The sequence below is a fragment of the Variovorax sp. PMC12 genome, assembly GCF_003019815.1.
In the GTDB taxonomy this organism is placed as follows: domain Bacteria; phylum Pseudomonadota; class Gammaproteobacteria; order Burkholderiales; family Burkholderiaceae_C; genus Variovorax.
This window is the reverse complement of sequence record NZ_CP027773.1, coordinates 3,089,609-3,105,445: the sequence shown is the minus strand read 5'-3', so window position 1 is coordinate 3,105,445 and position 15,837 is coordinate 3,089,609. Positions and strand designations below refer to the sequence as shown.

Below are 15,837 nucleotides of genomic sequence, written 5' to 3'. Positions count from 1 at the left end.
GACACGAAGTGCGCGAAGTCTGGGGGTGTGCCTAGACCGGATTGATGAAAGCCATCACGTCGTCGAGATGCGCCTTCTCGAAGTCCGACAGCGCATGGTCGCTGCCCTCGAGCAGCTTGATGTTGCTGTCCGGGTAGCGCGCGGACATCTCGTGCCAGTCGAGGGCTTCGTCGCCCTTGGCGATGATCGCGAACACGCGTTCGGGCCGCGTGAGCTGGCCGACTTCCATGGCGCGCAGCTCGTGGATGTATTCGGGGCGGAAGTAGAAGTGCTCGGCCGGGTCGTGCCAGACAGTCTGGTCGCCGATGTAGCGCGTGAGGTCGCGCGCGGGGTGTACCGCCGGATTGAGCAGCACGGCGCGGCAGCGCGTCATGCCGGCCACGTACGTGGCATAGAAGCCGCCGAGCGAAGAGCCCACCACCGCCATCGACTTGCGCGGCCAGTGCGCGATGCCCTTCATCACCATGTCGATCGCATCGTGCGGAGAAGGCGGCAGCTGCGGGCACCACCACTGCAGGTTCGGGTGGCGCCGCGCCACGCGGTCCGCCATGATCCGGGCCTTCGTGGACTGAGGCGAGGAGCGGAAGCCGTGCAGATACAGCAGGTGAGTGGTTTGCGGATCCATGCGATGAAGATTCGGGAGGGGCGTGCGGCGCGCCACGCTTGCCGTGACCGGGTAATTTTGCATGAGGTCTGTTCTTGCGAGGCCGCTTCCAACATACAAAAAACCCCGCCAGCGGAGTCCTTCGGCCTGTCGTGCCCGGACGTGTGCAAACCTCTTGGCCGCCCCTGCGCACAAGGGCTTGCACGAATCGATACTTAAAGTATTCATGTTGCTCTTTGCCGCGATGCGAATGGCTACGTTCGGGTTAACTCGACATGCGGCGCCCAGGGCAAAAAAGCGGCGCAAGTGTCGTGGGGGCGGCTGCCCGGGCGCATCCCATGAACTGGGTAGGCGTTGTTGAATTAACAGTTTGCGCCGAGCCTTATGCTCGACATATGAACATCGAGGCTCAGGACGACGGGGCGCTACGCCGGTGGGGCGTGCTCGTCGTCGAAGACGACAGCCGCGCGCGCGCTTTTTTCGAGGCCAGCGTGCAGCGCAGCCCACGCCTTTTCTGGCTCGGCAGCGCAGGTAGCGTGCAGGAGGCGCGGGCCTGGCTGGCGCGCACCGCGACGATTCCCGACGTGCTGCTGGTCGACCTCGGCATGCCCGACGGCACCGGGCTGGACGTGATCCGCGACGCCGTCGCGCGCTTTCCCGGCTGCGAGCCGCTGGTGGTGTCGGTCTTCGGCGACGAGGAGAACGTGCTCGCCAGCATCGAGGCCGGTGCTGTGGGCTACATCCACAAGGACGCCGCGCCCGAGGACATCGCGCAGACCATCGTCGAAATGAAGGCCGGCGCGTCGCCGATCTCGCCCATGATCGCGCGGCGCGTGCTGGCCAAGTACCGCAGCCTGCAGTCGTCGGCGGCGAGCGCCGTCGGCGGCGCCGAGGTCCCGGGCGGCGCGCCCGAGGCGCCCGCCGAGGAGTCCGACCGCGGCTTGCTGTCGGGACGTGAACACGAGGTGCTGACGCTGATCGCGCGCGGCTTCTCTTATGCGGAGATCGCCCGGCTCAAGGGGCTGAGCGTCCATACGGTGCAGACTCACATCAAGAACCTCTACGGAAAGCTTGCGGTGCATTCCAAGAGCGAGGCCGTCTTCGAAGCGACGCGCCTCGGTCTGCTGTCTCATCCGGGCTGAGCGCGGATGGTGCCGAAGCTGGTGTCGTCGCTGCTTTCGTTTCTCCTGGCGCTGCTCCTGTCGGGCATCGCCACGGTGGTGGCCGCGAGCGCGCCGGAGCAGCCGCTGGAACTGACGCAAGGCTCGGTCACGACCTCGGTGGACGGCGTCAAGCGCACCGGGCCGGTCGAGCTTTCCTACCACTGGGACCGGCAGCACATCGGACGCCCTGGCTTCGCGACCTTCGACCTGCCGTTCACGCTCGAGGCCGCGCCCCAGACCCCGTGGGGCATCTTCATTCCGCGCGTGGGCAATGTGTTCGAAGTGCAGCTCAACGACGCGCTGCTGCAGGTCTACGGCGACCTGGACCGCGGCAACGATGCCGACTACGCGAAGGCGCCGATCTACATCCCCGTGCCGGGCCGCCTGCTGAAGCCGGGCGAGAACCACCTGCAGATCCGCCTTCGCGCCGACAGCGGCCGGCGCGCGGGCCTCTCGCACGTGACCATCGGCCCGGCCGCGCAGGTGCGCACGGAGCTGTTCGAAAGCGCCTACGCCTGGCGCTTCACCGGCTCGGTGCTGCTGGCCGCGTTCAGCCTGATCGTCGGCGGCATCGCGCTGGCGCTCTGGCTCACGCAGGTCGAGACCGGTGCGGACGGCCGGCCGCGCCGCGAAGGCATTTATTTCTGGGCCGCGCTGGCCGAGTTCTGCTGGGCCGTCCGGGTGGCCGACGGCGTGATCGCCGAGCCGCCGCTGACCTGGGGCGTCTGGGGCGTGCTGATGGCCATCTGCTATGCGGGCTGGGTGGTCTCGGTGATGATGTTCGGCTGCCACATCGCCGGCTGGGGCAGCGACCGCCGCTTCCGCTGGGTGCGCTGGCCAATGGCCGCCATCGTGGCCGGCACGGCGATTTTCACGACGCTGGCGCTGCAGCGCGAGGAGCCGATGTGGCTCACCGGCTGGCTCGCGGTGGAAATCGTGCTGGTCGTCGCGCTGGTGAGCGCCTTCGCCATCGCGACCGTGCGCCGCCCGAACACCGAGCAACTGCTGGTGGCCGGCGCCGCGCTGGTGACGGTGGCGTTCGCCGCGCGCGACTGGCTGGTCATACGGCTGAGCGACGCCTACGGCGAGACCACGTGGGTGCGCTATTCGTCGGTGTTCTTCGGCGTGGCCCTGCTGCTGATCGTGCTGCGGCGCTTCCATGCGGCGACGGCGCAGGCGCGCGGTTCCGTGGCGGCGCTGGCCGAGCAGGTGGCCCAGCGCGAACGCGAACTGGCCGCGACCTATGCGGAGCTCGAAGCCGCGGCGCGCGACCAGGCGCGCACCCACGAGCGCGAGCGAATCCTGCGCGACATGCACGACGGCGTGGGCTCGCACATCAGCTCGGCGATCCGCCAGCTTCAGTCGGGCCAGACCAGCCCGGGCGACCTGCTGCGCACGCTGCGCGATTCGCTCGACCAGCTCAAGCTGTCGATCGACTCCATCCACCTGCCGCCTGGCGACGTCGGCGCCTTGCTCGCGGCACTGCGCTACCGGCTGGAGCCCCGGCTGGCGGCCGCCGGCATCGAGTTCGAATGGGCGGTGGACGAGGTGGACCCCGTGGACCGGCTCGACGCCCAGACCATGCGGCAACTGCAGTTCCTGCTGTTCGAGGCCATATCGAACGTCCTGCAGCACGCCCAGGCCACGGTGCTGCGGCTCGAGGCCGACATGCGCGGCAAGACGGTGCAGGTGCGGGTGATCGACAACGGCAAGGGCTATGACGCCTCCCAGGTGCCGAGGGCGCTGGCGGAGCGCGCCGGGGCCATCGGCGCGCGCCTGGCGGTCGAAAGCCGACCGGGCCGCACGGTCGTTCAGCTGGCTTTCGATTGAGGCGGACGCCGGGGCGGGGATAATCCGCCCCCATGTCTGCCGTGTTCAATCAGCCCTCCCTGGCGCGTCGCATCGCGCCCATCTTCCAGGGCTTCGACGGCTTTCTGGCCTTTGCCGTGCTGCTGCTCGCGTTCGCCGGATTGCTGACCATGTATTCGTCCGGTTACGACCATGGTTCCCGTTTCGTCGACCATGGCCGCAACATGCTGCTCGCCGGTTTCATCATGTTCGTGGTGGCGCAGGTGCCGCCGCAGAAGCTAATGCTGGCGGCCGTGCCGCTCTATGCGACAGGGGTGGCGCTGCTGGTGGCGGTGGCGCTCTTTGGCATCACCAAGAAGGGCGCCCAGCGCTGGATCAACCTGGGCATGGTGATCCAGCCCAGCGAAATTTTGAAGATCGCGATGCCGCTGATGCTGGCGTGGTGGTTCCAGCGCCGCGAAGGCCAGTTGCGGCCGCTCGATTTCGTGGTGGCGACGGTGCTGCTGGCGGTGCCGGTCGGGCTCATCATGAAGCAGCCCGACCTGGGCACATCGCTGCTGGTGCTGGCGGCCGGCCTGGCGGTGATCTTCTTCGCGGGGCTGCCCTGGAAGCTGATCGTGCCGCCGGTAGTGATCGGTGCGGTGGCCATCACGCTGATCGTGAGTTTCGAATCGCGGCTGTGCGCCGACGGCGTCGACTGGCGCGTGCTGCACGACTACCAGAAGCAGCGCGTGTGCACGCTGCTCGACCCCAGCAAGGACCCGCTGGGCAAGGGCTTCCACATCATCCAGGGCATGATCGCCATCGGCTCCGGCGGCGTGGGCGGCAAGGGCTTCATGCAGGGCACGCAGACGCACCTCGAATTCATTCCCGAGCGCACCACCGACTTCATCTTCGCGGCCTATTCCGAGGAATTCGGGCTCATGGGCAACCTGGCGCTCATTGCGGCCTTCATCCTGCTGATCTTCCGCGGGCTGGCCATCGCGACCAACGCCACCACGCTGTTCTCGCGCCTGCTGGCGGGGGCGGTGACGATGATCTTCTTCACCTACGCCTTCGTGAACATGGGCATGGTCAGCGGCATCCTGCCGGTGGTGGGCGTGCCGCTGCCGTTCATCAGCTACGGCGGCACGGCCATGGTGACGCTGGGGCTGGGGCTGGGCATCCTGATGTCGATCGCCCGGGCCAGGAAGCTGGCGCAGAACTGAGGATGCCGGGAACACCGCGGAACCGGCGTTGCCGGGCCGCTGGTGTTGCCCCCGGTAGGGGGAAGGCGAAGCGACACGAAGTGCGCGCAGCCTGGGGGCGAGCCATAGAATCCGACGATGATCTCTCGCGAACCCACCATCGAGCGCCTCGCCACGGCGCAACAGCTCCTTCTCACGCCGTTCGGGCTCGACGAATCGCACCTGAGCAAGGCCTTGGCCGAGATCACCGCGCACCGGGTGGACGACGCCGACCTGTACTTCCAGTACACCCGAAGCGAAGGCTGGAGCCTCGAAGAGGGCATCGTCAAGACCGGCAGCTTCAGCATCGACCAGGGCGTCGGCGTGCGCGCGGTCAGCGGCGAGAAGACCGCCTTTGCCTACTCCGACGACATTTCCGAAGCCTCGCTGCTCGACGCGGCGCGCACGGTGCGCTCGATTTCTTCGGCGGGCCGCACCGGCCGCGTGAAGACGGCGACCCGCAAGATCGCTTCGAGCCGTTCGCTCTACGACGGCATCGACCCCATCTCCACGCTCGACAGCACCGCCAAGGTCAAGCTGCTCGAGAAGGTCGAGAAACTGGCGCGTTCGCGCGATCCGCGCGTGGCGCAGGTCATGGCCGGCCTCGCGAGCGAATACGACGTGGTGCTGGTGGCGCGCGCTGACGGCACCCTGGCCGCCGACGTACGTCCGCTGGTGCGGCTTTCGGTCACGGTGATCGCCGAGCAGAACGGCCGCCGCGAAATCGGCTCCGGCGGCGGCGGCGGGCGCTTCGGCCTGGCCTACTTCTCCGACGAGCAGATCGCCGAGTACGTGGACCACGCCGTGAAGGCCGCCCTGACCAACCTCGACGCGCGTCCGGCACCCGCCGGCGAAATGACCGTGGTGCTCGGCTCCGGCTGGCCCGGCATCCTGCTGCACGAAGCCATCGGCCACGGCCTCGAGGGCGACTTCAACCGCAAGGGCTCGAGCGCGTTCTCGGGCCGCATCGGCCAGCGCGTGGCCGCCAAGGGCGTGACGGTGCTCGACGACGGCACCATCGCCGACCGCCGCGGCTCGCTCAACGTCGACGACGAGGGCAACGCCAGCCAGCGCAACGTGCTGATCGAGGACGGTATCCTCAAGGGCTACATCCAGGACTCGCTCAACGCCCGCCTCATGAAGGTCAAGCCCACCGGCAACGGCCGCCGCGAGAGCTACGCCCACGTGCCGATGCCGCGCATGACCAACACCTACATGCTCGGCGGCGACAAGGACCCGAAGGAAATCGTCGCGAGCATCAAGAAGGGCCTGTACGCCACCAACTTCGGCGGCGGGCAGGTCGACATCACGAGCGGCAAGTTCGTGTTCTCGGCCAGCGAGGCCTACTGGGTCGAGAACGGCAAGATCCAATACCCGGTGAAGGGCGCGACCATCGTGGGCAACGGCCCCGACGCGCTCACCCGCGTGACCATGATCGGCAACGACATGGCGCTCGACTCCGGCGTGGGCACCTGCGGCAAGGAAGGCCAGAGCGTGCCGGTGGGCGTGGGCCAGCCCACCCTGCGCATCGACGGCCTGACGGTAGGTGGAACGGCTTAGGCCTTTCGTCACTTGTGGACTGCTTCCTCCGGTTGCTAAGCTGCGTCCCTTTTGCGAACGACAGAACACAAGGAGCAACTCGATGGGGAGCAGGATCAATTCATCCGCCGTGCTGTGGGCCGCGACCGCCGTGGTGGCGCTGGCCTGCGCTGGTTGCGCATCGCGCGGTGGTTCGGGCAGCCAGCCCGAGGCAGCGCCCGCGGCCGCAGCCGCTGCGGCACGCGGCGGCGCCAGGGCCGGCATGGACGCCCAGGGCAACGTCGTCGACTCGTCGAAGGTCGAGGCCGGCAGCGGCAAGACGGTCAAGGGCCTGAACGGCTACGAAGGCGAGATCACCGGCAATCCGGCGCGCAACAGCAAGTTCGCGCGGCTGCAGATCGGCATGAGCGCGCGGCAGGTCACCGACCTTGCCGGCCAGCCGACCGACCAGGGCGCCTACGTGACCGGCAAGGCCTTCATTCCGTTCTATTTCGGCAGTGACCGCCATCGCTTCGAGATGACCTACAAGGGCCAGGGCCGGCTGATCTTCGCGGGCGGCGGCATGGGCGATTTCTCCAGTGGCAACCTGATCTGGATCATCCACAACCCCAACGAATCGGGCTACCGGTAAGCAAGGCTGGGCCCGCCCGCTTGACCCGGTTTTTGCTTTCCGTGCTACATTTCGCCCACATGTCCGCCCTCCGCGCTTACTTTTTTGCCTACTTTTGGTTCCCGGTTTCCGGCGGACGAGAGGCGAGCGCGTAAAGCAAACGAACACCCTCCCAAAACCGCCGGTGGCCTCAAGCCCCCGGCGGTTTTTTTATGGCCTGACGAAACCCACTCCAACAAGGAAGCACCCATGAGCACGAACACTGCCCCCGCCAGCGACAGCTGGTATGCGAGCGTCGAAAAAACCAGCAAGACCGACGACGAACGCATCAAGGACATCAACGTGCTGCCCCCTCCCGAACATCTGATCCGCTTCTTCCCGATCCGCGGCACGCCTGTCGAAACCCTGATCGAAGGCACCCGCCGCAGCATCCACAACATCATGGCGGGCAAGGACGATCGGCTGCTGGTGATCATGGGGCCGTGCTCCATCCACGACCCGGCCGCGGCGCTCGAATACGCCCGCCGCCTGAAGGTCGAGCGCGAAAAATACGCCGGCACGCTGGAAATCGTGATGCGCGTGTACTTCGAGAAGCCGCGCACCACGGTCGGCTGGAAGGGCCTGATCAACGACCCGTACCTCGACGAAAGCTTCCGCATCGACGAAGGCCTGCGCATCGCGCGCCAGCTGCTGATCGACATCAACCGCATGGGCCTGCCGGCGGGCAGCGAGTTCCTCGACGTGATCTCGCCGCAGTACATCGGCGACCTGATCGCCTGGGGCGCCATCGGCGCGCGCACCACCGAAAGCCAGGTGCACCGCGAGCTGGCCTCGGGCCTGTCGGCGCCGATCGGCTTCAAGAACGGCACCGACGGCAACATCCGCATCGCCACCGACGCCATCCAGGCGGCGGCGCGCGGCCATCACTTCCTGTCGGTGCACAAGAACGGCCAGGTCGCGATCGTGCAGACCAACGGCAACCCCGACTGCCACGTCATCCTGCGCGGCGGCAAGGCGCCCAACTACGACGCCGCCAGCGTCGAGGCCGCCTGCAAGGACCTCCAGGCCGCCAAGCTGCCGCCCACACTGATGGTCGACTGCAGCCACGCCAACAGCTCGAAGCAGCACCAGAAGCAGATCGACGTGGCGAAGGAAGTCGCCGCGCAGATCGCCGGCGGTTCGAATCGCGTGTTCGGCGTGATGGTCGAAAGCCACCTGCAGGCCGGTGCCCAGAAGTTCACGCCGGGCAAGGACGAGCTGTCGGGCCTCGAATACGGCAAGAGCATCACCGATGCGTGCCTGGGCTGGGAAGATTCGATGCAGGTGCTCGACACGCTGTCGCAGGCGGTCAAGCGGCGCCGGGGCTGAGGGGCGCCGCGCTCTGCTAGAGCATGCCGGCCAGGTCGGGCCAGTGGTGCCGCATCGACGCAGCCTCGTCGCTGTCGGGCGGCACCATCGAGAAATCGGCAAAGTCGAAGCCCGGTCCGACCATGCACGCAACCAGCGTGCAGTCGCCCGCCGAGTGGCTCTGGATCGGGCGCGCGGCCTGCCACTGGCCGGCAAGCACCACGTGCTGCGGCCGCGTGCCGTGGGCATCGACCGGGCCCAGCTTCACGTGGGCCGGTGCGGTCCGCATCTCGGCGTCGCAGGTCCAGAGCGCCAGCGGTACCCCTTCCAGATACACCCAGGCCTCGTCCGACAGCACCCGGTGCCAGCGTGACTGCTGGTTGGCTTCCAGCAGGAAGTAGATGCTGGTCAGCGCATTGCGGGCTGCACGGCCGTCGGCTGGCGACACCATCGCCGCCGAGCGGAACACTTCCTTGTACCAGCCGCCTTCGGGGTGCGGCTGAAGCTTCAGGGTCTCGATCAGTTCTTGCGCGCGGGACGGAGGAGCGGTGAGGGCCATGGGCTCATGATGCCGCCGCGGCCTTCAGCGCCGCAAGCAGTTTGTCGTGCACACCGCCGAAACCGCCGTTGCTCATGCAGACGATGTGATCGCCCGGCCGCGCCTCGGCCACGATCTGCTTCACCAGCGGTTCGATGGCTCCTGCCAGCCGGGCGCGCTCGCCTATCGGCGCCAGCGCGGCGGCGACGTCCCAGTCGAGCCCGGCCGTATGGCAGAACGACAGGTCGGCCGACTCCAGGCTCCAGGGCAACTGCGCCGCCATGACGCCCAGCTTCATCGTGTTGCTGCGCGGTTCGAAGGCCGCGAGGATGCGCTCGCTCTTCTTGCCGGCGGCATCGAGCTTGTTGCGCAGGCCGTCGAGCGTCGTGCGGATGGCCGTCGGGTGATGGGCAAAGTCGTCGTAGACGGCGATGGCTCCGCCCTCGCGTTCGACGGTGCCCCGCAGTTCCATGCGCCGGCGCACGTTGCGGAAGCTGCCGAGCGCGCGCGCCGCTTCGGCGGGCGGCACGCCCACATGGTCGGCCGCGGCGATGGCAGCGAGCGCGTTCATCTGGTTGTGCAGTCCGGAGAGCTCCCACTCGACCCGCCCGACCACTTCGCCTTGGCGCAACACGTCGAAGGCGTCGTGCGAGCCGCGTGCCTGCCACTCACCGCCGGCGCCGAAGCGCGCGAGCTCGCTCCAGCAGCCCTGGCTCAGCACATGCCGCAGGCTCTCTTCAGTGGCGTTCACCACCAGCCGGCCGGTGCCGGGCACCGTGCGCACAAGGTGATGGAATTGCCGTTCGATGGCGGCAAGATCATCGAAGATGTCCGCGTGATCGAACTCCAGGTTGTTCAGCACCGCGGTGCGCGGCCTGTAGTGAACGAACTTGCTGCGCTTGTCGAAGAAGGCGGTGTCATATTCATCGGCCTCGATCACGAAGGCCGTGCCGTCGCCCAGCCGGGCTGATACACCAAAGTCCAGCGGCACACCGCCCACCAGGAAGCCTGGCGCCTTGCCGCCTTTTTCGAGCACCCAGGCCAGCATCGAAGTGGTCGTCGTCTTGCCATGTGTGCCAGCGACGGCCAGCACGTGGCGGCCCTGCAGCACGTGCTCGGCCAGCCATTGGGGGCCGCTGGTGTAGGGCCTGCCGGCGTCGAGGATCGCTTCCATCAGGGGGAACTTGGGGCTCCCGTCGGGCAGCCTGGCGCGGGACACCACGTTGCCGACCACGAACATGTCGGGCGAAAGTTCAAGCTGGTCGGCGCCGAAGCCTTCGATCAGGTCGATGCCGAGCGAGCGCAACTGGTCGCTCATGGGCGGGTACACGCCGGCGTCGCAGCCCGTGACCCGGTGGCCTGCCTCGCGCGCCAGGGCGGCGAGTCCGCCCATGAACGTGCCGCAGATACCCAGGATATGAATGTGCATCGGTCGATTCTAGGGAAGCGAGGTGCGGTGCCTGGCCGGCTGCGGTGCCTTTGGCCTGCGCTTCGTACTGATGTTCATCCAAGGGCAGCCCACTGGGGGCAAAATGCCCGAATGGACACGTCCAAGCGTGAAATCGCCGCTTCCGCAGCCCGTCTCGTCGTCGAGGAAGGGCTGGAGTACGGCCCCGCCAAGCGCCGCGCACTGCGCGACCTCGGCCTGTCGGCGCGTACACCGCTGCCGAACAACGACGAAGTCGAGGCCGAGGTGCGCGAGTACATCGAGCTGTTCTGCGCCGACACCCAGCCGCGAGAGCTGCACGCGCTGCGCCTGCTGGCGCTCGAATGGATGGAGCGCATGGCCGCTTTCCGCCCGCATGTCGGTGGCGCCGTGTGGCACGGAACGGCCACCCGGCTGTCAGACATTTATATTCAATTGTTCTGCGATGATTCCAAGTCGGCCGAAATCGCCTTGATCGATCACCACGTGGATTACGAACCCCGCATGGTGACCGGCTTTCATGGCGAGCAGGTCGAGGCGCTGAGCGTGCATGCCCCGAGCCGGGCGCTCGGCGAGGAAATCGGCGTGCATCTGCTGGTCTACGACCTCGACGACCTGCGCGGGGCCTTGAAGCCCGACGCCCAGGGGCGCACGCCGCGCGGGGACCTGCCGGCATTGCGACGGCTGATTGAACGAGAAAAGGACAAGTGAATGACTTCTTCGCCCACCCGACGCGGCATGCTCTATGCCGGCGTGGCGGCTGCCGCGGCAGCCGCCGGTCTCGGCGGTGCCTGGTGGAAGGAGCGAGGCAGCGGTTCGGCCGGCGGCGAGCAGCTGGATGCCGCGTTCTGGGGGCAAAGCTTCGAGCGGCCGGAGGGCGGTGACCTCGTCCTGTCGAGCCTGCGCGGCAAGCCGCTGCTGCTGAACTTCTGGGCGACCTGGTGTCCTCCCTGTGTGGAGGAAATGCCCATGATCGACGCTTTTTTCCGCGAACATGGCGCTAACGGCTGGCAAGTGGTGGGATTGGCCATCGATCAGCCCAGCGCCGTGCGCAAGTTCCTGCAGCGGACGCCTGTCACCTACCCCACAGGCCTGGCCGGCCTTCAGGGGACGGAACTGGTCAAGAACCTGGGCAATACGGGCGGCGGGCTGCCCTTCACGCTGGTCCTGAATTCGAGCGGTTCGGTGGCTGCTCGTAAAATGGGCAAGCTGGAAACCACCGATCTGGACACTTGGCGGCGCGAACTGGTTCGTGGTTAGAATCCCGTCCCTCCGCTGGCGTTAGCCGCCAAACGCCGAAAATCGCCGATTTTCGGACAAGTTATATCCCAAAGACCGGCAAAGCCGGCACTGGAGTCTCATGGATCTGCGCAAACTCAAGACACTGATCGATCTGGTGTCCGAATCGAATATTTCCGAACTGGAAATCACCGAGACCGAAGGCAAGGTTCGCATCGTCAAGGGCGGCGGCGCCGCCCCGGTGCAGTACGTGCAAACGCTGGCGGCGCCTGCCGCGGCGGCAGCCGCGCCGGCCGCGGGTGCAGCCCCGGCTCCCGCAGCGGCCGCAGCGCCGGCCGCCGAAGCGGCCCGTGCAGGCCACGCGGTGAAGTCGCCGATGGTCGGCACCTTCTACCGTTCGTCCAGCCCCGGCGCACCGGCTTTCGTCGAAGTCGGCAGCAAGGTGAACGAGGGTGACACGGTCTGCATCATCGAAGCGATGAAGATCCTCAACGAAATCGAGGCCGACAAGTCCGGCACGATCACCCAGATCCTCGGCGAAAACGGGCAGGCGGTCGAATACGGCCAGCCGCTGTTCATCATCGAGTGACCATGTTCAAGAAGATCCTGGTTGCAAACCGGGGGGAGATTGCCCTCCGGATCCAGCGCGCCTGCAGCGAACTCGGCATCAAGGCCGTGATGGTTTATTCCGAGGCCGACCGCGACGCCAAGTACATCAAGCTGGCCGAAGAAGCGGTGTGCATCGGCCCGGCCCCGTCGGCGCAGAGCTATCTCAACATGCCGGCGATCATTTCGGCCGCCGAAGTGACCGACGCCGAGGCCATCCACCCCGGCTACGGCTTCCTCAGCGAGAACGCCAACTTCGCCGAACGCGTGGAGCAGAGCGGTTTCCAGTTCATCGGCCCGACGCCCGACAACATCCGCACGATGGGCGACAAGGTCTCGGCCAAGCAGGCCATGATCAAGGCCGGCGTGCCTTGCGTGCCCGGCTCCGAAGGCGAGCTGTCGGACGACGCGGCCACCAACAAGCGCATCGCGCGTGCCATCGGCTACCCGGTCATCATCAAGGCGGCGGGCGGCGGCGGTGGCCGCGGCATGCGCGTGGTGCACACCGAGGCGGCACTGGTCAACGCGATCCAGATGACCAAGGCGGAAGCCGGCGCGGCCTTCAACAATCCGGCCGTGTACATGGAGAAGTTTCTCCAGAACCCGCGCCACATCGAGATCCAGATCCTCGCGGACAAGCACAAGAACGCCGTCTACCTGGGCGAGCGCGACTGCTCCATGCAGCGCCGCCACCAGAAGGTGATCGAGGAATCGCCCGCGCCTGGCATTCCGCGCAAGCTGATCGAAAAGATCGGCGAACGCTGCGCGGCCGCCTGCAAGAAGATCAACTACCGCGGTGCCGGCACCTTCGAGTTCCTGTACGAGAACGGCGAGTTCTATTTCATCGAAATGAACACGCGCGTGCAGGTGGAGCACCCGGTGACGGAGTTCACCACGGGCATCGACATCGTCAAGACGCAGATCATGGTCGCCGCCGGCGAGAAGCTGCCGTTCACGCAGCGCCAGATCCAGATGCACGGCCACGCCATCGAGTGCCGCATCAACGCCGAAGACGCCTGGAAGTTCACGCCGTCGCCGGGCCGCATCACCATGTGGCACCCGCCGGGCGGCCCTGGCGTGCGCGTCGATTCGCATGCGTACACCAACTACTTCGTGCCGCCGAACTACGACTCGATGATCGGCAAGATCATCGTGTACGGCGACACGCGCGAGCAGGCCATGGCCCGCATGCGCACGGCGCTCAACGAAACCGTGATCGAAGGCATCCAGACCAACATCCCGCTGCACCGCGAGCTGATGGTCGATTCCAAGTTCATGACCGGTGGCACCAACATCCACTACCTGGAAGAGTGGCTGGCTGCACACAAGCGCTGAACTGGAAAGACCGCGATGTTTGAACTCCGCCTGATGGCGCCGGAAGACCGGGTCGAAACGCTCAGCGATGCGCTCGATGCACTCGATGCACTGAGCGTGTCGGTGGAAGACGCCGACGCGCAGACCGACGCCGAGCAGGCGCTGTTCGGCGAACCCGGCATGCCGCCGCCCAAGGATGGCTGGCAGCGTTCGCGCGTGATCGCGCTGTTTCCCGACGAGGCGGCCGCGAAGGATGCCGCTTCCGTGCTGGCGCTGCAGGACTTCTTCGAAGGCTGCGAGGTGCTCGGCATCGGCGTCGTTCCCGAGCAGGACTGGGTGCGGCTCACGCAGTCGCAGTTCGCGCCGGTCGAGATCACGCCCGAGTTCTGGATCGTGCCCACCTGGCACGAGCCCCCCGAACAGGCCAGGGAAGTGATCCGGCTGGACCCGGGGCTCGCTTTCGGTACCGGTACGCATCCCACCACCCGCATGTGTCTGCGCTGGATCGCCACGCGGCAGGGCGGCCTGGGCGGCCAGCGCGTGCTCGACTACGGCTGCGGCTCCGGCATCCTGGCCATCGGTGCGGCGAAGTTCGGCGCGAGCGACATCGACGCCGTCGACATCGACGAAGCCGCGGTTTCGTCGACCCGGCTCAATGCCGAGGCCAACGGCGTCCAGCTGAAGGCCGGACTGCCCGATGCAGCCAAGGGCTCCTACGACACCGTGCTCGCGAACATCCTGGCCACGCCGCTCAAGGTGCTCGCGCCGCTGCTGCGCAGCCATGTGAAGGCCGGTGGATCGCTGGTGCTGGCCGGCATCCTCGAGCGCCAGGCGGACGAATTGAAAGAGGCCTACGCACCGTACGCCGCGCTCGAAGTCAGCGACACCGAGGATGGCTGGATCCTCATGACCGCGCGCTGCTGAACCGCCGCTTCGCGCCCCTCACGCGGCGAGGGCCCGACCCTACAATCGCCCCGTCATGAGCCTCGTCACGCGCTGCCCCGCCTGTACCACCACCTTCAAGGTTGTGCGCGACCAGCTTCGCATCTCCGACGGCTGGGTGCGCTGCGGACGCTGCAGCCATGTGTTCGACGCCACGCTCGACCTGCACGAAGCGCCCGATGGCGCATCGGCGGGTTCGTCGCCTGCGATGCAGGGTGGCTACATGCCTGGCTTGGTCGAATCGTCGAGCGAGCCGAAGACTGCGCCGTCACCGGTGCCGGTGCCGGTGCCTCCGCCGCCGGCCCCTGCGCCCGTCCAGCCGGCGGAAGACGCCGATTTCTTCGACGACGAGCCCGAGCACCAGTCGCGGCATGAGCGTTCCCCGCCGCCGGCCGTCATGCCTCCGCTGCCGTCGCCGCTCGACTTTTCCCTGGAGCTTCCCGAACACGGCATCGCCGCGGACGAGCCCTGGTCCGACCTCGACATCACCGAGCCCGCGTGGAAGCCGCCGCAGAGCACGCTGCCTCCGTTCCCCAGCATCGATCTCAACCTCGCGTCTGCGCCGCCGCCTCCACCTCCGCCGGCGCCGCCGCTGCCCGTGAAGCCGCAGGCCAGGATGCGCACGCTGGTCGAGCGCGCCAGCGACGACGGGGAGGGCGAGCGCGAGCAGGAAGAAAAAGACCACGACCAGGTACAGATGCAGAAGGCGCTGCGCCGCGCCCGCATCAAGTCGGCCAAGATCGCGAGCGCCAAGGCCCGCGAGGAGCGCGCGGCCGCGAAGGCTGCGAGCTCGGCTGCCGTGGTGCAGGCCGTGGAGACCGAGACCGAGACCGAGCCCGACTTCTCTTTGTCTTCCACCTTCGAGCCGCCGCCGGGGCATCCGCTGTCCGAAGAAGACGATCCGGCCGACGACGCATCGCCGGGCTTCTGGCAGCGCAGGGGCGTGCGTGCAGTGCTTGCGCTGCTGGCGGTGCTCGCCGTGCTGCTGCTCGTGGTGCAGGTCATCCGCCATGAGCGTGACGGCATCGCCGCGCGCCAACCCAATCTGCGTCCCGCGCTGGCGGCGTTGTGCCAATACACCGGCTGCGAGCTCGCGGCGCTGCGCCAGATCGGCGACATCGTGATCGAGGGCGCCGCCTTCGCGCGCGAGAAGAGCGGCAGCAACGACTACCGCCTGAGCTTCACCTTGCGCAACGGCGCGACGGTGCCGCTCGCGATGCCTGCCGTGGAGCTGTCGCTGCTCGATACGCAGGAACGTGCCGTGGTGCGCCGCGTGCTCATGCCGGCCGACTACGGTGCTCCTTCCGTGCTGGCTGCGCGGTCCGACAGGGCGGCTTCGCTGCCGCTGACGCTGTCGGCCTCGGAAGCAGCGGCCCTGCCGCCCATCGCGGGCTACCGCGTCGAGGCCTTCTATCCTTGAGCAGGGCGCTCGCACGCGTCCTCTGCTTTTTTCATTCCTTCAACCAACGGCTCA

Annotated in this window: 15 protein-coding genes; 12 read left to right on the top strand and 3 right to left on the bottom strand. The window is 67.3% G+C overall.

Annotated features, from left to right (window positions below):
* Positions 1-31: 31 nt before the first annotated feature.
* Positions 32-625 (bottom strand): YqiA/YcfP family alpha/beta fold hydrolase, encoded by a 594-nt coding sequence (locus C4F17_RS14490; RefSeq protein ID WP_106935694.1) that lies wholly within the window; start codon positions 623-625, stop codon positions 32-34.
* Positions 626-999: 374 nt separating this feature from the next.
* On the opposite strand from C4F17_RS14490, the gene C4F17_RS14485 reads away from it, so the two are divergent.
* From C4F17_RS14485 to C4F17_RS14460, 6 genes are all read left to right on the top strand, one after another.
* Entirely contained in the window at positions 1,000-1,746 is a 747-nt protein-coding gene (locus C4F17_RS14485; RefSeq protein ID WP_199851855.1) for a response regulator transcription factor, read from the top strand.
* 6 nt (positions 1,747-1,752) lie between these two features.
* Positions 1,753-3,597: a sensor histidine kinase gene (locus tag C4F17_RS14480; protein ID WP_106935692.1), complete on the top strand. Its 1,845-nt coding sequence runs from the start codon at positions 1,753-1,755 to the stop codon at positions 3,595-3,597.
* Positions 3,598-3,629: 32 nt separating this feature from the next.
* Complete coding sequence (gene rodA / locus C4F17_RS14475) at positions 3,630-4,784, top strand: rod shape-determining protein RodA (RefSeq protein ID WP_081270199.1); 1,155 nt, start codon at positions 3,630-3,632, stop codon at positions 4,782-4,784.
* Positions 4,785-4,901: 117 nt separating this feature from the next.
* Complete coding sequence (gene tldD, locus C4F17_RS14470) at positions 4,902-6,362, top strand: metalloprotease TldD (protein ID WP_106935691.1); 1,461 nt, start codon at positions 4,902-4,904, stop codon at positions 6,360-6,362.
* Positions 6,363-6,444: 82 nt separating this feature from the next.
* Positions 6,445-6,972, top strand: a complete 528-nt coding sequence (locus C4F17_RS14465) for a hypothetical protein (protein ID WP_106935690.1) — start codon at positions 6,445-6,447, stop codon at positions 6,970-6,972.
* Positions 6,973-7,200: 228 nt separating this feature from the next.
* Positions 7,201-8,319, top strand: a complete 1,119-nt coding sequence (locus tag C4F17_RS14460; protein ID WP_106935689.1) for a 3-deoxy-7-phosphoheptulonate synthase — start codon at positions 7,201-7,203, stop codon at positions 8,317-8,319.
* 16 nt (positions 8,320-8,335) lie between these two features.
* Here C4F17_RS14460 and C4F17_RS14455 read toward each other — a convergent pair whose 3' ends face one another.
* Positions 8,336-8,857 (bottom strand): cupin domain-containing protein, encoded by a 522-nt coding sequence (locus tag C4F17_RS14455; protein WP_106935688.1) that lies wholly within the window; start codon positions 8,855-8,857, stop codon positions 8,336-8,338.
* A gap of 4 nt (positions 8,858-8,861) precedes the next feature.
* The gene (gene mpl / locus C4F17_RS14450; RefSeq protein WP_106935687.1) at positions 8,862-10,265 is read right to left on the bottom strand and encodes a UDP-N-acetylmuramate:L-alanyl-gamma-D-glutamyl-meso-diaminopimelate ligase; all 1,404 of its coding nucleotides are present in this window, start codon (positions 10,263-10,265) and stop codon (positions 8,862-8,864) included.
* Positions 10,266-10,376: 111 nt separating this feature from the next.
* Here mpl and C4F17_RS14445 point away from each other — a divergent pair, with 111 nt between their 5' ends.
* From C4F17_RS14445 to C4F17_RS14420, 6 genes are all read left to right on the top strand, one after another.
* On the top strand, positions 10,377-10,973 hold the full coding sequence (locus tag C4F17_RS14445) for a hypothetical protein (RefSeq protein WP_106935686.1): 597 nt from the start codon (positions 10,377-10,379) through the stop codon (positions 10,971-10,973).
* Complete coding sequence (locus C4F17_RS14440) at positions 10,974-11,522, top strand: TlpA family protein disulfide reductase (RefSeq protein ID WP_106935685.1); 549 nt, start codon at positions 10,974-10,976, stop codon at positions 11,520-11,522. It abuts the gene before it with no gap.
* 100 nt (positions 11,523-11,622) lie between these two features.
* A complete protein-coding gene (accB, locus tag C4F17_RS14435) occupies positions 11,623-12,090 on the top strand; it encodes an acetyl-CoA carboxylase biotin carboxyl carrier protein (protein WP_106935684.1) in 468 nt (155 codons plus the stop codon).
* 2 nt (positions 12,091-12,092) lie between these two features.
* Positions 12,093-13,442 (top strand): acetyl-CoA carboxylase biotin carboxylase subunit, encoded by a 1,350-nt coding sequence (accC, locus tag C4F17_RS14430; protein WP_081270245.1) that lies wholly within the window; start codon positions 12,093-12,095, stop codon positions 13,440-13,442.
* Positions 13,443-13,457: 15 nt separating this feature from the next.
* The gene (gene prmA / locus C4F17_RS14425; RefSeq protein ID WP_081270246.1) at positions 13,458-14,345 is read left to right on the top strand and encodes a 50S ribosomal protein L11 methyltransferase; all 888 of its coding nucleotides are present in this window, start codon (positions 13,458-13,460) and stop codon (positions 14,343-14,345) included.
* A 55-nt stretch (positions 14,346-14,400) separates the two neighbouring features.
* Positions 14,401-15,783, top strand: a complete 1,383-nt coding sequence (locus C4F17_RS14420; RefSeq protein ID WP_106935683.1) for a zinc-ribbon and DUF3426 domain-containing protein — start codon at positions 14,401-14,403, stop codon at positions 15,781-15,783.
* Positions 15,784-15,837 lie beyond the last annotated feature (54 nt).

Coding starts and splice junctions, on each gene's coding strand:
- C4F17_RS14490 (WP_106935694.1), bottom strand. CDS start 625: ATGGATCCGCAAACCACTCACCTGCTGTATCTGCACGGCTTCCGCTCC.
- C4F17_RS14485 (WP_199851855.1), top strand. CDS start 1,000: ATGAACATCGAGGCTCAGGACGACGGGGCGCTACGCCGGTGGGGCGTG.
- C4F17_RS14480 (WP_106935692.1), top strand. CDS start 1,753: ATGGTGCCGAAGCTGGTGTCGTCGCTGCTTTCGTTTCTCCTGGCGCTG.
- rodA (WP_081270199.1), top strand. CDS start 3,630: ATGTCTGCCGTGTTCAATCAGCCCTCCCTGGCGCGTCGCATCGCGCCC.
- tldD (WP_106935691.1), top strand. CDS start 4,902: ATGATCTCTCGCGAACCCACCATCGAGCGCCTCGCCACGGCGCAACAG.
- C4F17_RS14465 (WP_106935690.1), top strand. CDS start 6,445: ATGGGGAGCAGGATCAATTCATCCGCCGTGCTGTGGGCCGCGACCGCC.
- C4F17_RS14460 (WP_106935689.1), top strand. CDS start 7,201: ATGAGCACGAACACTGCCCCCGCCAGCGACAGCTGGTATGCGAGCGTC.
- C4F17_RS14455 (WP_106935688.1), bottom strand. CDS start 8,857: ATGGCCCTCACCGCTCCTCCGTCCCGCGCGCAAGAACTGATCGAGACC.
- mpl (WP_106935687.1), bottom strand. CDS start 10,265: ATGCACATTCATATCCTGGGTATCTGCGGCACGTTCATGGGCGGACTC.
- C4F17_RS14445 (WP_106935686.1), top strand. CDS start 10,377: ATGGACACGTCCAAGCGTGAAATCGCCGCTTCCGCAGCCCGTCTCGTC.
- C4F17_RS14440 (WP_106935685.1), top strand. CDS start 10,974: ATGACTTCTTCGCCCACCCGACGCGGCATGCTCTATGCCGGCGTGGCG.
- accB (WP_106935684.1), top strand. CDS start 11,623: ATGGATCTGCGCAAACTCAAGACACTGATCGATCTGGTGTCCGAATCG.
- accC (WP_081270245.1), top strand. CDS start 12,093: ATGTTCAAGAAGATCCTGGTTGCAAACCGGGGGGAGATTGCCCTCCGG.
- prmA (WP_081270246.1), top strand. CDS start 13,458: ATGTTTGAACTCCGCCTGATGGCGCCGGAAGACCGGGTCGAAACGCTC.
- C4F17_RS14420 (WP_106935683.1), top strand. CDS start 14,401: ATGAGCCTCGTCACGCGCTGCCCCGCCTGTACCACCACCTTCAAGGTT.